This is a genomic window from Terasakiella sp. 4MB5A (genome assembly GCF_050058155.1).
Lineage (GTDB): Bacteria > Pseudomonadota > Alphaproteobacteria > Rhodospirillales > Terasakiellaceae > Terasakiella > Terasakiella halodenitrificans.
In genome coordinates this window covers 2,821,491-2,836,734 of record NZ_CP188815.1, presented here as the reverse complement: position 1 = coordinate 2,836,734, position 15,244 = coordinate 2,821,491, and the positions used below count along the sequence as shown (strand labels likewise).

11 protein-coding genes are annotated in these 15,244 nt (G+C 44.5%); 5 read left to right on the top strand and 6 right to left on the bottom strand.

Features of this window, described 5'->3' with window-relative positions; genetic code table 11:
* Positions 1 to 399 precede the first annotated feature (399 nt).
* From ACI0FF_RS13370 to drt3b, 4 genes are all read left to right on the top strand, one after another.
* On the top strand, positions 400 to 996 hold the full coding sequence (locus tag ACI0FF_RS13370) for a tyrosine-type recombinase/integrase (protein WP_419797310.1): 597 nt from the start codon (positions 400 to 402) through the stop codon (positions 994 to 996).
* Positions 997 to 1,887: 891 nt separating this feature from the next.
* Positions 1,888 to 3,153 carry a tyrosine-type recombinase/integrase gene (locus ACI0FF_RS13365; protein WP_419797309.1) on the top strand — a complete coding sequence of 422 codons (1,266 nt, stop codon included), beginning with the start codon at positions 1,888 to 1,890 and terminating at the stop codon, positions 3,151 to 3,153.
* A gap of 605 nt (positions 3,154 to 3,758) precedes the next feature.
* On the top strand, positions 3,759 to 5,081 hold the full coding sequence (gene drt3a, locus ACI0FF_RS13360) for an antiviral reverse transcriptase Drt3a (RefSeq protein WP_419797308.1): 1,323 nt from the start codon (positions 3,759 to 3,761) through the stop codon (positions 5,079 to 5,081).
* Positions 5,074 to 7,062 (top strand): antiviral reverse transcriptase Drt3b, encoded by a 1,989-nt coding sequence (drt3b, locus tag ACI0FF_RS13355; RefSeq protein ID WP_419797307.1) that lies wholly within the window; start codon positions 5,074 to 5,076, stop codon positions 7,060 to 7,062. Before drt3a ends, drt3b begins: the two co-directional genes overlap by 8 nt.
* A 359-nt stretch (positions 7,063 to 7,421) precedes the next feature.
* On the opposite strand, the gene ACI0FF_RS13350 is transcribed toward drt3b, so the two are convergent.
* From ACI0FF_RS13350 to ACI0FF_RS13340, 3 genes are all read right to left on the bottom strand, one after another.
* Complete coding sequence (locus tag ACI0FF_RS13350) at positions 7,422 to 8,687, bottom strand: tyrosine-type recombinase/integrase (RefSeq protein ID WP_419797306.1); 1,266 nt, start codon at positions 8,685 to 8,687, stop codon at positions 7,422 to 7,424.
* Positions 8,688 to 8,811: 124 nt separating this feature from the next.
* A complete protein-coding gene (gene guaA, locus ACI0FF_RS13345; RefSeq protein WP_419797305.1) occupies positions 8,812 to 10,365 on the bottom strand; it encodes a glutamine-hydrolyzing GMP synthase in 1,554 nt (517 codons plus the stop codon).
* A 78-nt stretch (positions 10,366 to 10,443) separates the two neighbouring features.
* Complete coding sequence (locus tag ACI0FF_RS13340) at positions 10,444 to 10,839, bottom strand: MAPEG family protein (protein WP_419797304.1); 396 nt, start codon at positions 10,837 to 10,839, stop codon at positions 10,444 to 10,446.
* Positions 10,840 to 10,948: 109 nt separating this feature from the next.
* On the opposite strand from ACI0FF_RS13340, the gene ACI0FF_RS13335 reads away from it, so the two are divergent.
* On the top strand, positions 10,949 to 11,515 hold the full coding sequence (locus ACI0FF_RS13335) for a TetR/AcrR family transcriptional regulator (RefSeq protein ID WP_419797303.1): 567 nt from the start codon (positions 10,949 to 10,951) through the stop codon (positions 11,513 to 11,515).
* Here the strand turns inward: ACI0FF_RS13335 and ACI0FF_RS13330 are convergent.
* The 3 genes from ACI0FF_RS13330 to guaB all read right to left on the bottom strand — a co-directional run bounded on the left by ACI0FF_RS13330 (position 11,501) and on the right by guaB (position 15,151).
* Positions 11,501 to 12,301, bottom strand: a complete 801-nt coding sequence (locus tag ACI0FF_RS13330; RefSeq protein WP_419797302.1) for a TSUP family transporter — start codon at positions 12,299 to 12,301, stop codon at positions 11,501 to 11,503. The genes ACI0FF_RS13335 and ACI0FF_RS13330 overlap by 15 nt on opposite strands.
* Positions 12,301 to 13,584 carry an RsmB/NOP family class I SAM-dependent RNA methyltransferase gene (locus ACI0FF_RS13325; RefSeq protein WP_419797301.1) on the bottom strand — a complete coding sequence of 428 codons (1,284 nt, stop codon included), beginning with the start codon at positions 13,582 to 13,584 and terminating at the stop codon, positions 12,301 to 12,303. Before ACI0FF_RS13325 ends, ACI0FF_RS13330 begins: the two co-directional genes overlap by 1 nt.
* 103 nt (positions 13,585 to 13,687) lie before the next feature.
* Positions 13,688 to 15,151: an IMP dehydrogenase gene (gene guaB, locus ACI0FF_RS13320; protein ID WP_419797300.1), complete on the bottom strand. Its 1,464-nt coding sequence runs from the start codon at positions 15,149 to 15,151 to the stop codon at positions 13,688 to 13,690.
* Positions 15,152 to 15,244 lie beyond the last annotated feature (93 nt).

Here is a 15,244-nt window from a genome sequence, read left to right as displayed (position 1 = left end):
GACCATGGTGGTTTGAGCATGAGGGTGAGTATCTCATCAATTTGAAATACTCGTCGCAAACAGTATCGATAAAGTCACATCCGACGATCCGTGCCGGTATTTCGTTAACCGACGTCGAAGCGGTGTTAACAACGGTGTTAACAGCGATTGAAGAAAACGACCCCGACATTGTTAACGCTGTTGACCGTGCCTACCAGAAAACCCGGTGGAAAAAAACAAAAGGTGCATCATGAACCTTTTTGATAGTTCTGGCCCGTCATTACATAACATGGGATTTGGCACATTATCCCCGATTATGAAGGGGACTGCGGTGTCCAGAACATTCATGGTGAAACGTTCACCTTGTAACCGTGGAAAATATCATCACCATGATAATTCCCCATATTATGGAGGCGTAAAATGATCGAAGGTAAAGCCCGTGTTTTGACCGATGCTGAATTTAATCGATTAATCCGAATTACCGCTGCGGAACGTCATGGTCTTCGTAATACAGCAATTCTGATGATGAGTTTTGGTCTTGGACTGCGTGTGGCGGAATTGGCATCATTAACCATAAATGATGTTGTTAACGCCGATGGCAGCATCAAGGATCACTTCCAGATCATGCGTGTGAACAGCAAGAACAAACGAAATCGGGAAGTATTTTTGAGTAATTCGAAGGTCCGTAAGAGCCTCAAGGCGTATCTGGATGACCGGCGTCATAATTCTGATGTTGTGATGGTCGCCGGATCACCATTGTTCAGATCGCAAAAAGGCTCCGGGTTCACCGGTCACAGTTTGCAGATGGCGATGAAGATGATGTTTCGACGGGCTGGATTGCCGGAGACCGTATCATCGCACTCAGGTCGCCGATCATTCGCCACAAAGCTCATCAACAGCGGCGTAGACATCAAAACCGTCCAAACCATGATGGGCCATGCCAACATCAGCCAGACAGCCGTCTACTGTCAATCAAACCCGGATACCATGAAGGCCGTCGCCGCACGAATTTTGTGATTTGGTAACATCGTGTTACCTCGGTCAAAATTAAGTAAATCTGATGGACATAACATTCAGGTGCCGATCTGAATATGTCCGTCAATAGGGCATTCTTACAATTTGTAAGATCATAGACGGTCATCTGCGTTTCCGCAGAGACCGACACCCCAGCACCATCTCCATTCGCGTTGCTCATGTCAATTTGTGCTGTTGGTGTATTTTACCAAAAAACCACCCTTATGGGGGTTTGCTAATAAAAATATTGAGTAAGCCCCTACAGGGGTGGTTTTTTAGGTCTGGTTAATCAGAAACACCCCAACCCGCGTGAATAGCGAAGCGGCAATCCCTCTGGGGTAAATTCGCAAAAAGCCCCGCTAAATGAACCTACTAATATATATACTTAGCTGGGCCACTTAAGGGGGCATTTATCAAACCGACCCTACATGATAGCGAAGCGACAATTCCTCTCATCTATGCATTAACACAAACCGCCATGTCGGCACTCGGTGGTAACAGCGTGTTACCTACGCAGCTTCAAAATAGCAACTTTAGCGAATAGAAACGTTTATGGGTGATGGAAAGAAGTCTCACTTTGTATCACGGAATGTGTGGTCAATTCGGATTCTCATAATATGTAACGGCAGTTTAGAAAAGCCTTTGGCAACAACAGGATACGAAATCAAAATATTTTGCATCAAGGAAAACCATTACATATTTTTTGCATAGCATCGTTAATTCATTTGCGAGCAAGCGGTTATGGCTACGTATAAATTGAGTGGGAATAATTCCCACCTTGGAAACGTAAGCATTACAAAGGCTTAGATTTTACACAGTCTTTTCATAGTCATTCAGGGTATGTTATTTTTCAATAGGTTAGAAATTTAGCTGACGGAAGAATTACATACTCTGGTGATTATCGCTCAACATAAGTGCTCCGCAACCAAGACGTTTGTCGATCAGCACCCCATTCTCGGCGGGGACGCTATCGTTTATCGCACCCGACAGAACGGTGACATCTACCAATTCCGCACATGGATACCGGCTGAGAAAAAATATTACCGTAAGACGTTAAAGACCCGTGATCTCGATACGGCGTTGGAACGCGGTAAACAGCTATTCTATGACATTCAGTTGCAGCTACGAACCGGACGTAAGCTGTTCGGCCTAAAAGTCGGCGAGCTTGTTGACGAGTTTTTAAAGTATCAGCAACAGCGTGTGACGACGGGTGTAATTACCCAAGGTCGCTATCACACAATCAAAACCCAATTGACCAAGTATCTCTATGAGTTCCTTGGAGATCGTAATCCGAAAGTCGGTTCGAACCGGCAGATCAACGAAATTGATAAATCGAAGTTCTACAATTTTGCACAGCATCGTCGATTAACATCACCCGGCGTAAAAGACGTTACCATCAGGAATGAACAAACGACCCTGAATGCTCTGTTTAAATGGGGCTACCGTAATGGCTACGTTCATTTTGAGACGGTGGACTTTGAAGAAATACGGGTCCGTAACGCTGATCGACGTGACACGTTCACCTTTGAGGAATGGCGTTTAATTTACGATTATTTGGAGAATGATTGGATTGATCGAAACAACGATAATGATGCCAACATTCTCAAGAAAATCATCAGAGATTTTTGCATTATCAAAGTAAATACCTTCATGCGATTTGGGGAACTGCGGCAACTCAAATGGGAGAATATTCGGACATTCACACAAGATGAATACCCGGATGAAATCTTCGTTGAAATCAACATCCCTAGTGAAATCGCCAAAAATAGAAAATCCCGAACGGTTATGGCACGCGGAGGCCAGCACTTCACAAGATTGAAACAGGCTTCGAATTTCACCGGTAATAAAGACTTCATTTTCACGGATCGTCGCACGGGTAAAATTATTTCGAAGAAAAAGTTCTACACGCTTTGGGATGAAATCCTGAACGGTGCAGGAATATCCCGTGAAGGCCGGAAGTTGTCATTTTATTCGCTACGGCACTTCGGCATCACCGCCAGACTATATGCTGGCGTATCCATGGAAGACCTGTCGCGACTGGCGGGGACTTCATATGCATTCATCGAAAACCACTATTCCCATGTGGACGGTAAACGCCTGATGAAGCAGATCATGAAGGACTTTACATTGGACAAAGACGGGTTCGTTCATCGTCCATAAACGTGTTTAAGATGAACCCGGACGATGTATCGGCACTGTCACAGATCACGCTGACTGAACTGATTACCCGATACCGTGATACGGTCACACCTACCAAAAAGGGTGCCGCCAAGAAACGTCGCGTATGAATTATATCCTGAAACAGCCGATATCACAGTTGACGCTGGACCGTTTGACGACGGGTGTATTTGCACGGTATCGGGATGATCGTTTTCACAGGGCACGAACTGAATGCGTTCAGCGTGGTTTACGGGTTGCCAAACTTGATAGGGATATACCTATGCGAAATATCCCTATAGATCACATTAGAAAGCCCAAGACATCACTCAGACGTGATCGGCGACTATGTGTGATGATTTTTTTTAAAAAACTGGGTGAGACAACTTTAAACGGCCTCTCTCCGTTCATTTAGCTCGTGATTGAAATAGCCTTTATATCGTGATTGTTTAGGGTAGTTTTTGCGATTGTTTGTGCAGATAGTTTTTCAATGCTGCTATGGTTGATCGCTAGGAAAGATTTTTTAGTTCATACAATGGCTACTATCTTGAAAAATTGCAAAAATTGCAAATGGAACTAAAATAACATTTTTGATAGGGGGGCAAGCAATGTTGGATCAGCGATTTAGTGCCGAGAACTTACATAAATCATTAAGCCTCAAAATGATAATTCGTCACTCTCTGTATGGCGACAAAAAAGTCTCACCAAAAAAACGATACATGAATTATATCAAGCCCGTCTCAGAGGCTATTGAGAAGCGAACTTTTACTTTCAACAATATTGAAACATTTATTCATCCTCGAAGTATGAAAAAAACATTCCTAACAAAAAAAGAAGATGGTTTTTCATCTGAGATTGCTATCAGTCGACTAAATTTTTTGATACGGCGATTATTCAAAATATCTTTCTCCGACCGTAATCACATCACTTCACAAGTCAAAACAATTCTACAAGATGACTTTGCGGGATATGTTATTAAATTAGATATATCGGGCTTCTTTGAAAGCATAAACAAGGAAACGCTATCTCAAATTCTTTTGGATGATAGAATCATATCACACGACACCAAATGGCTTTTATCAAAATATTTTGATTTTTGTTCAACTATTGATGGTTTGCCAAGAGGACTTTCTTTGACATCTACCCTATCTGAATATGTATTGAGGGATTTTGATAAAAAAGTAAGAATGCTTGATGGTGTATATTATTATGCCCGTTATGTTGATGACATCATCATTTTTTCTACTTCTGACAATTGGAGAAACACAAAAAGTGAAGTTTCGAGCCTACTGAACAAGGGGCTATCGACGGGCTTAATATTTAATGATGATAAAGAAACTGTAATCCGATTGGAAAACATCGGAAAAGACGGGCCAAACGCGAAAAGACAATTTTCAACGATCAAATCTACTTCAAAAGAGAATGAAGTGTCGTTCCATTTTTTGGGATATAAATTCAGTCTACTGAATGCCTTAGACAAAGAGAAAATTAAGAATAAAAAGGGGCTGACGAATCATCAAGCCAAAGCTTTACCTGCGTTACAGGTTTCCATTTCCGGCAAAAAAATCAATCGCATTAAGAGTAAAATAAAAATGAGTTTTGTAGCGTTTGAAAAGGACAAAGACTTAGACCTTTTAAGGAAACGATTAAAGTTTTTGTCTGGCACTTATCCTATAGATAAATCTATTCGTCATACCCACGGTGAAGTCGACCAGCTAAAGGGGGGGATTTGTTTTACATACCCGCTTGCGTCAGACCTGACCGAATTGAAGGGGCTGGACAGGTTTCTGAAGAAACAAATTACTGATGCAAAAATTAGCTTAAGTGCAGAAACATATTCGTTTTTCTTAAACTTCAAGAAGCGACCGTTTTATGAAGATTTAAACCAAGAGGAGATTAGCCGTATCAAGGAGTGTTGGAATAATGTCTAAACATTACATCAAGAAGAACGATCATTTTCGCGTGCTCTTGACAGAACTATTGCCTTACGAACTTCCTTTCCAATTCACAAATTCAAAATTCTATAATTTTGCCAAAGACGAAGAAAATAAAGCACTTATTAAAAAGTGGGCAGGTGACTACAGCTTTACCGTGCCGTTGGAGTATAAAATTCCAAAAGGTCTTGAAGGTGGTCGACAAATGGGAGTTATGCACCCGATAACTCAAATACAATTCGTTGATTTTTATAAAAAATATGATGATCTGATTATACATTTCTGTTCCAGAAGTCCATTTTCCATCCGGGCTCCCCACAAAATTGCCGATAGCTTTTACTTAAAGGATGATGAAAACGCAGGTGACGAAGTTCCTGAAGAGCTAAGCTCTCCAAAAGTTACAACAGTAAATGCAGAAAACAGTGAGAAAATTGCACGCACATACTTTGCCTATAAAGATTTTTCACTGTTACACCGTTTTTTTACTCATCCGATTTTTCAACGTTTGGAAAAAAAGTTTCCACTGTATAAACGAGTGGATGTCAGTAAGTGTTTTTATAGCATTTATACTCATTCGATTGCTTGGGCAGCAACAAACAAAGAATTTGCGAAATCTCAGATCAAATCAAATCAATCGGTGTTTGAAACCGAATTTGATAAGCTGATGCGGTTGTCAAATTATAATGAAACAAATGGTATAATCGTAGGTCCAGAAATTTCGCGAATTTTCAGTGAAGTAATTTTTCAGAAAATTGATCTTCAGGTTTTTGACCGACTAAAAACGGAAAAGCTGAAACATAAAACTGACTATGACATCAAACGCTATATGGATGATTTTTACATCTTCGCGAAGGATGAAAGGACGATCTCTTTTATAACAGAGGTGATTTCTGAAGAGATATATTCTTATAAGTTGCATTTGAATGAATCAAAGGATTTTAGCCAGAAGAGACCTTTTTTGACGGATATTAGTATTGCCAAAATTGAGGTAAAAAAATGTTTCAAAGAATATTTTTCAGTTGAGGCTTTAGATATATCTTTGAAAAGTGGAAATTTGAAATCGATCCGTCTGATAAATGATATCAAGTCCATTGTTAAAAAAACTGGTGCTCATTTTTCGCAAGTAAACAACTTCATTTTCTCAGAAATCTATTCGACACACCTAAATATTATCAAAATCATTCAAGATTTTTCCTATGAGATTGACCCTAACAGATTTGATCGTTTTATAGAAAGATACGTGAGTATTGTCTCTTTTCTGATTTGTATGAATGTAAACTTTAGGTCAGTTCATCGGTCTATTGAGATTTTGTTGAATATCAAGGAAGCTATTTCAGAACGAGAAAAGAAAGACGCTGCATTCAAAATCGCTGGGCCGAAAGACTATTTTGAAAAAACTGTCTTCGATGAACTGAACATAGCTATAGATGGTTTGGCAAAAGCAAATAATGTTGCTGAACGAATGAGCATTCTGATCATGTTTAAGGTTCTATGTGGAGATAACTTGCTATCTGAAATTCGTTTAAGAAAGGCGGTGAACTTGTGTCAGGGGAACGGAGAGGTTTATTTCAAGTTTACAACGTCTCTCATATACATCCATAGTAAGGACAACACTTTGATAGATGGATATGAAGCCTTTAAAGAAGAGGTCATAGATATAGCAGAGAAACAAATATTAGATGCAGTAAATAAGATGGAGTTTGCGTATCCATTTTTATTGTTTTTTGACTATTTCAGTTGCCCATATATTGAATTAAATCGTAAATGGGATTTCTATCAGAAATTTCGAAAGTTAAGTGATTTGACAACAGCAAAACATTTCAATCGTTCTTTGGATGTTTTCATTCACGACTGCAATGAAGCCGATTTTGTAAGCATGATATCATCATGCAAAAAATGGCTGTGCTTCACGAATTGGGACATTGAAGAAAATATAAGAACTGAAATTCGTAAAAAAGAATTGCCACTACCTTATTGAATGAGTAGCCTGTTGGAGACATCACGGGACTCTAACAGACTACTGCTTTCAACGGCACAGTTTGGAACGAGGTTTCACACACGACTTACAATGACCGTGGTGCCATAGGTGTCTTTCGACACCTTTTTTCTGCTCTCGAAAAGAACATATGCAGAACATAAATTATTATCAAGTGCTAAAAATGAAAAAAATAAATCCGCTGCGTGAATATCGGCTGTTTCAGGATATAATTCATACGCGACGTTTCTTGGCGGCACCCTTTTTGGTAGGTGTGACCGTATCACGGTATCGGGTAATCAGTTCAGTCAGCGTGATCTGTGACAGTGCCGATACATCGTCCGGGTTCATCTTAAACACGTTTATGGACGATGAACGAACCCGTCTTTGTCCAATGTAAAGTCCTTCATGATCTGCTTCATCAGGCGTTTACCGTCCACATGGGAATAGTGGTTTTCGATGAATGCATATGAAGTCCCCGCCAGTCGCGACAGGTCTTCCATGGATACGCCAGCATATAGTCTGGCGGTGATGCCGAAGTGCCGTAGCGAATAAAATGACAACTTCCGGCCTTCACGGGATATTCCTGCACCGTTCAGGATTTCATCCCAAAGCGTGTAGAACTTTTTCTTCGAAATAATTTTACCCGTGCGACGATCCGTGAAAATGAAGTCTTTATTACCGGTGAAATTCGAAGCCTGTTTCAATCTTGTGAAGTGCTGGCCTCCGCGTGCCATAACCGTTCGGGATTTTCTATTTTTGGCGATTTCACTAGGGATGTTGATTTCAACGAAGATTTCATCCGGGTATTCATCTTGTGTGAATGTCCGAATATTCTCCCATTTGAGTTGCCGCAGTTCCCCAAATCGCATGAAGGTATTTACTTTGATAATGCAAAAATCTCTGATGATTTTCTTGAGAATGTTGGCATCATTATCGTTGTTTCGATCAATCCAATCATTCTCCAAATAATCGTAAATTAAACGCCATTCCTCAAAGGTGAACGTGTCACGTCGATCAGCGTTACGGACCCGTATTTCTTCAAAGTCCACCGTCTCAAAATGAACGTAGCCATTACGGTAGCCCCATTTAAACAGAGCATTCAGGGTCGTTTGTTCATTCCTGATGGTAACGTCTTTTACGCCGGGTGATGTTAATCGACGATGCTGTGCAAAATTGTAGAACTTCGATTTATCAATTTCGTTGATCTGCCGGTTCGAACCGACTTTCGGATTACGATCTCCAAGGAACTCATAGAGATGCTTGGTCAATTGGGTTTTGATTGTGTGATAGCGACCTTGGGTAATTACACCCGTCGTCACACGCTGTTGCTGATACTTTAAAAACTCGTCAACAAGCTCGCCGACTTTTAGGCCGAACAGCTTACGTCCGGTTCGTAGCTGCAACTGAATGTCATAGAATAGCTGTTTACCGCGTTCCAACGCCGTATCGAGATCACGGGTCTTTAACGTCTTACGGTAATATTTTTTCTCAGCCGGTATCCATGTGCGGAATTGGTAGATGTCACCGTTCTGTCGGGTGCGATAAACGATAGCGTCCCCGCCGAGAATGGGGTGCTGATCGACAAACGTCTTGGTTGCGGAGCACTTATGTTGAGCGATAATCACCAGAGTATGTAATTCTTCCGTCAGCTAAATTTCTAACCTATTGAAAAATAACATACCCTGAATGACTATGAAAAGACTGTGTAAAATCTAAGCCTTTGTAATGCTTACGTTTCCAAGGTGGGAATTATTCCCACTCAATCGTTCCCGGTGGTTTCGAGGTGCAATCATAGACCACCCGGTTAATGCCGCGGACTTCGTTGATGATGCGGTTGGTGACGCGGGATAGGAATTCGTGGTCGAAGTGGTAGTAATCTGCGGTCATGCCGTCGGTGGAGGTTACGGCGCGAAGCGCACAGACGTAATCGTATGTCCGGGCATCACCCATGACACCGACGGTGCGAACGGGCAGCAAGACAGCGAAGGCCTGCCAAATGGCATCATAGAGGCCAGCATTGCGGATTTCTTCCAGATAGATGGCATCGGCTTTGCGCAGGATGTCGCATTTTTCCGGTGTTAAAGGTTGGCCGGGAATGCGGATGGCCAAACCCGGACCGGGGAAGGGGTGGCGGCCAACAAATTTGTCTGGTAGACCCAATTCACGCCCCAGTTCGCGCACTTCATCTTTGAACAGTTCGCGTAACGGTTCCACCAGATCCATGTTCATGCGTTCCGGCAAACCACCGACATTGTGGTGGGATTTGATAGTGACACTCGGCCCGCCTGTGAAGGAAACGGACTCGATCACATCGGGGTACAGGGTGCCTTGAGCCAAGAAGTCAGCTCCGCCCGCGGTTTTGGCTTCTTCTTCAAAGACGTCGATGAACAAACCGCCAATGGTTTTGCGTTTTTTCTCCGGGTCAATTTCATCACCAAGGGCATCGAAAAACAGTTTGGAGGCATCTTTGTGGATCAATTTAATGTTGTAGTGATCACGGAATAAATTCACCACTTCTTCGGCTTCGCCCATACGCATAAAGCCTGTGTCAACGAAAACGCATGTTAGTTGTTCGCCAATGGCTTCATGTAACAGGACGGCGACAACCGAGCTATCAACACCACCGGACAGGCCACAAATGACTTTGCCATTTCCAACTTGTTTGCGAACGGCTTCAATGGCTTGATCCTTAAAGGCCGCCATTGTCCAGTCACCGGAACATCCCGCGACATTGTGTGTGAAATTCTGGATCAGTTGGGCACCGTGCGGTGTGTGGACCACTTCGGGGTGGAACTGAACGGCGTAGAATTTCTTTTCTTCGTTGGCAACCACTGCAAAAGGCGCACCTTCGGAGGTGGCCACAACTTCAAAACCCGGGGCCAGTTTGGTGACGCGGTCACCGTGGCTCATCCAGACTTGTTCTTTGGCACCGACAGACCAGACACCGTCAAACAAGGCGCAATCTTTGTTAACATCAACAAAGGCGCGTCCGAATTCGTGGTGATCGGATGTTTCGACCAACCCGCCAAGTTGTTGCATCATGGTCTGTTGACCATAGCAGATACCCAAAACAGGAATGCCCATTTCAAATATTTTTTCAGGCGCGCGCGGGGATTCTGCCCAGGTTACGGATGCCGGACCACCAGAGAGGATGATCCCCTTTGGGTTATAATCGTCCAGAAAGCTGTCAGTAATGGAATTGAACGGGTGAATTTCAGAATAGACACCGCTTTCACGCACGCGGCGCGCGATCAGCTGTGTTACCTGAGATCCGAAGTCGATAATAAGAATGCGATCGGTCATGGGGCCACCAGATTATGGTCTTGAAGGAGGGCGCAACATACATCATGCGCCCCGCCCCCACAATAGGCAGTCTGTAGGTTAAACGCTAAAAAGTGTGATCATAAGCACAATTATCGCACCGATCAAGGCGGCGAAGGTCAGGATCATACCGTAAACCCGGAGTTTGAGGATGGTTTTATTGACACCAAGGGCATGAAGCAGACGGCCCAGTAACAGAATCGTTCCAACAGCATAGAGCGTCCAATTCACCGCATCGTTCAATTCACCCAATGCCATTAAAAAGAGGCATAAGGGAACATATTCGATGAAGTTTCCATGTGATCGAATGGTGCGTGTCAATTCGCTAATTCCGCCATCGTAAAAAGGAACACGATGATGCCAGCGCGCTTTGATAACACGAGCACTTAACCCGATTAGCATGAGCGTCATGATGATTGCGAAAATAGGGGTTACAACAAGATGGGGGGCTGTCATTGCATTCTCTCCGATAAGATTGATTTAAATATGATTATTGTCATATTTAAATATGATGTATAACATATTTTAGAAAGAGTCGAGTCATTGTGCAGTGAAAGGTTGAGTTATGGGCTATCCGCAAGGGCATAAGCAAAAAACACGCGAACGCATTGTGTTGGCGGCACGTAAACTTTGGAAACGCGATGGTTATGATAGGGCCAGTGTGGATAAAGTAATGGCAGATGCCGGACTAACACGTGGCGGTTTTTATGCGCATTTTAAATCCAAAGATGACTTGCTGGTTGAAGCCCTGTCTGAGACCTTGGCTGCTGAAACGATCAATCGCCTGAAAGAAGAAGGCATCAATGACGAAAAAGTCATGCGACAGATGATTGTGGATTTTTATATTTCAAAAATGCATCGGGATCACCCGGACCGGGGGTGCCCGCTGACGGCCTTGACGCAGGAAGCCGCGCGTTTTGGTTCCAGGCCGCGCAAGGTTTTGGCGTGTCTCGTGGATCGTTTTTCACGATGGCTGGCCGGTGGGCAATCATCACGTCAGAATGGATTGACGGCTTTATCCTTGATGGTTGGTGCGGTCACATTGGCACGTGCCATAGAAGATGAAAGCCTGAGTGACGAAATATTGGAAGTTTCTAAAAAAGAAGTGAAGCGGATTTTACAGATTGAATAAAGTGACGATCCATTGGTGGATCATGTGATCAGGCGACGACCAGATCAGTTTGATGGTCATGGCAAAGCTGATGATGACCAATAAGGGGCGGATAATTTTACCGCCATGTTTCATGGACATATGCGAGCCAAGGTAGCCCCCGATCAACTGTCCCATCGCCATGACCAGACCAACCAGCCAAACCATTTGCCCGCCTAAAATGAAAAAGAGCAGGGATGCAATATTGCTGGTGAAATTCAGGACTTTCGTATGGGCGGTGGCTTTTAAAATATTGAACCCCATCATGGTGATAAAAGCCACGGCAAAGAACGACCCGGTACCGGGCCCAAAGAAACCGTCGTAAAAGCCAATGGAAAACCCAAAAAACAAGCCATAGGCCCAAACGCCGATGCGGGCTTTGCGATCTTGTGTGCCGATTTGCGGCTGAAGTAAAAAATAGAAGCCCATTCCAATAAGTAAAAAAGGAATAACATCAATCAACAAGGACGGATCAATCGCTTGAACCGCCAACGTACCTACCGCTGCGCCTATGAAGGTCATGACGATCATCGGCCAGATTTCTTTGAGGTTCAGGTGGCCTTTTTTATAGAAATTCATTGTAGCGGCGAAGGTGCCGAAGCTGCCTTGCAATTTGTTGGTGGCCAAGGCTTGTGCCGGGGAGAGGCCTGCGCCAAGCAAAGCGGGTAAGGCAATAAGCCCACCCCCACCCGCGATGGAATCAATCCATCCGGCGATTAAGGCAACGCAAAAAAGCAGGCCAAGCGTTTCATAGCTGAGAAATTCCATTAAAGACGCTCCAACACAGCGCAGAAAAATCCGTCACTTTGATGTTGATCGGGGCGCATGGACATGAAATCACCCTCAAACGGGCAGGGCGTTGTTAATGTCTGCGCCCAGACTTGTGAAATGGGCAGGAGTTTGAAGTTTTTGTTTTCGTTGAGGAAACGTTCGATTTGGTCTTCGTTTTCTCGTTTAAGCAAGGAACAGGTTGCGTAAATCATACGGCCACCCGATTTGACCAAATGGGCCGCGTTTTGCAAGATGCGCTGTTGGCGTCCCTCTAGGTCTGCCAGTAATTCCGAGGTCATCTTCCAGCGGCTTTCCGGTGCGCGTCGCCATGCGCCAACCCCGGAACAAGGTGCATCAATCAGCAAACGGTCAACACGGTTTTCAAATTGTTTTAACCACGGGTCAGTTTCCCCTTTTATGGGGTGAAGGATGACATTTGTCACCCCGGCACGTTCCAGACGGCGGCGCATTTTATAAAGACGTTTTGATGAAATGTCTAAAGCGTACAGGTGGCCTTTATTGGCCATTTCAGCGCCCAGGGCCAATGTCTTGCCCCCTGCGCCCGCACAAAAATCCATGACCAGATCACACCCTTTGGCCCCGCTCAATAAGGCGATAAGTTGGGATCCTTCATCCTGAATATCAACGATACCGTCCTTGTAGGCCTGAACACCGCCCAATTTAACTTTTTTTGCAGAACGCAGACACAAGGGGGAAAAATCTGTCGTCGTTGTGTCGATATTTTGTTTATTCAGTAAGTCCTGAGCTTTGTCGTGGTCAGGGTGCAAACTGTTGATCCGCAGATCAAGCGGCGCTTCTGCATTGAGTGCCTGAAGGCAATTTTCAAAATCATCGCCCAAAGAAATCCGTAAATCGTCATCCATCCATGCGGGATATTCCAAACGTACAGGATCGGGTGCTGTTGCAAGGTCGAGTTGGCCGATAACGGGAAGGGCATCGACTTGTTCTTTTGTCAGTTTTGCCGGGGCATATTGTTCCCCATTGAACAGGTTGTTCACATCCATATCGTTGAGCACACAATCCATAAAAACCAGATTTTCTGCGTTTATGTCCAAATCTGTTTTTTGGGCCAGCCAGCCGAGCTTGGCGCGGTTGCGCAGGATGTTGTAAATTTGACCGTTTACGGCGCGGCGGTCTTTGGAACCGGCATAACGACGGATTTTGAAATAATCGGCAATGAGGGTATCGGCAGGTTTTGTGCCTTTTAGGATTTCGTCCATTAATTCAATAGATGATTGGATGCGCGCTGCCGGTTTCATTTATTCTTATCCGTTCTGAAAGAAGAGAACCCCCACATCACATGCAGGGGTTCAGAGTATCGCAAACTTTTTAGTCTGTCTTCAACTAGAATGCGCTTAAGTCTTATTTTGCACCGCTGTAGTTTGGTGCTTCACGTGTAATGGTAACATCGTGAACGTGGCTTTCGCGCAGGCCCGCGTTTGTAATGCGGTTAAATTCACATTTGGTGCGCATGTCTTCAATGGTCGCATTTCCTGTATAGCCCATCGAAGAACGTAAACCGCCAACCATTTGGTGAACAATGGCAGAAGCTTCGCCTTTGTAAGGGACGCGGCCTTCGATCCCTTCAGGGACGAATTTCATATCGTCTTTGACATCGGCCTGGAAATAACGATCAGCAGAACCGCGTGCCATTGCACCCATTGAGCCCATCCCGCGATAGGATTTATACGAACGCCCTTGGTAAAGGAATACTTCACCCGGCGCTTCGTGGGTACCGGCCAGCATAGAACCGACCATCACGCAACTTGCCCCGGCAGCAATGGCCTTGGCAATATCGCCGGAATGTTTGATCCCGCCGTCTGCAATAACCGGAACACCATGTTTTGCAGCCACTTCAACCGCATTCATAATGGCGGTTAATTGCGGAACACCAACACCGGCAACAATGCGGGTTGTACAAATGGAACCGGGACCGATACCGACTTTGACGGCATCTGCACCTGCATCAATCAGGGCTTGTGCCGCTGAAGCGGTTGCAATGTTACCGCCGATGACCTGAACGTTCGGGTGATGTTTTTTGATTTTAGCAACCTGTTCGATCACACCTTTGGAATGACCATGGGCGGTATCGACAACCAGAACATCGACACCCGCATCGATCAGGGCAACGGAACGATCCCAACCACTGTCGCCAGTGCCGGTTGCTGCGGCCACGCGTAGGCGACCATGTTCATCTTTACAGGCGTTTGGGTGGGTTGCAGCCTTGTCGATATCCTGTACGGTTACCAGACCGATGCAACGATATTTATCATCAACGACCAACAGCTTTTCAACCCGGTTTTGATGGAGAAGACGTTTGGCTTCTTCACCGGAGACACCTTCTTTGACGGTGACGAGATTTTCTTTGGTCATCAATTCCGAAATGGGTTGATCGGGGTTTTCGGCAAAACGCATGTCACGGTTGGTGATAATGCCGACCAGTTTGCCTGTGCCGCGTTCAACAACCGGGAAGCCTGAAAATTTGACTTCTTCTTTTTTCGCCATGACTTCAGCAAGTTTTGCATCCGGTGGGAAGGTGAGCGGATCGGCCACCATACCGGATTCGAATTTTTTAACCTTGCGAACTTCGGAAGCCTGCTCGGCAATATCAAGATTTTTGTGAATAACACCAATGCCGCCAAACTGGGCCATGGCAATCGCCATGCTGCTTTCGGTGACTGTGTCCATGGCAGCAGAGACAAGCGGAATGTTCAGCTTGATGCCTTTTGTCAGGTATGTGGAAGTGTTTGCTGTGGCGGGCAAAACGTCTGATGCAGCGGGAATAAGCAATACATCGTCGAAGGTCAAAGCTTCTTTAATAGTCACGGCCATCTCCATGGATATCGGGTGTCTGGATTTGGCGCGTTATATATACACAGGTCTTACCAACATTCCACAAGATTCATGCGGTGCAGCAAA

Excerpts from the sequence above, each read along its gene's own strand:
- ACI0FF_RS13330 (WP_419797302.1), bottom strand. The coding sequence starts at position 12,301 with ATGGAATTTCTCAGCTATGAAACGCTTGGCCTGCTTTTTTGCGTTGCC.
- ACI0FF_RS13370 (WP_419797310.1), top strand. The coding sequence starts at position 400 with ATGATCGAAGGTAAAGCCCGTGTTTTGACCGATGCTGAATTTAATCGA.
- ACI0FF_RS13325 (WP_419797301.1), bottom strand. The coding sequence starts at position 13,584 with ATGAAACCGGCAGCGCGCATCCAATCATCTATTGAATTAATGGACGAA.
- guaA (WP_419797305.1), bottom strand. The coding sequence starts at position 10,365 with ATGACCGATCGCATTCTTATTATCGACTTCGGATCTCAGGTAACACAG.
- drt3b (WP_419797307.1), top strand. The coding sequence starts at position 5,074 with ATGTCTAAACATTACATCAAGAAGAACGATCATTTTCGCGTGCTCTTG.
- ACI0FF_RS13340 (WP_419797304.1), bottom strand. The coding sequence starts at position 10,839 with ATGACAGCCCCCCATCTTGTTGTAACCCCTATTTTCGCAATCATCATG.
- drt3a (WP_419797308.1), top strand. The coding sequence starts at position 3,759 with ATGTTGGATCAGCGATTTAGTGCCGAGAACTTACATAAATCATTAAGC.
- ACI0FF_RS13335 (WP_419797303.1), top strand. The coding sequence starts at position 10,949 with ATGGGCTATCCGCAAGGGCATAAGCAAAAAACACGCGAACGCATTGTG.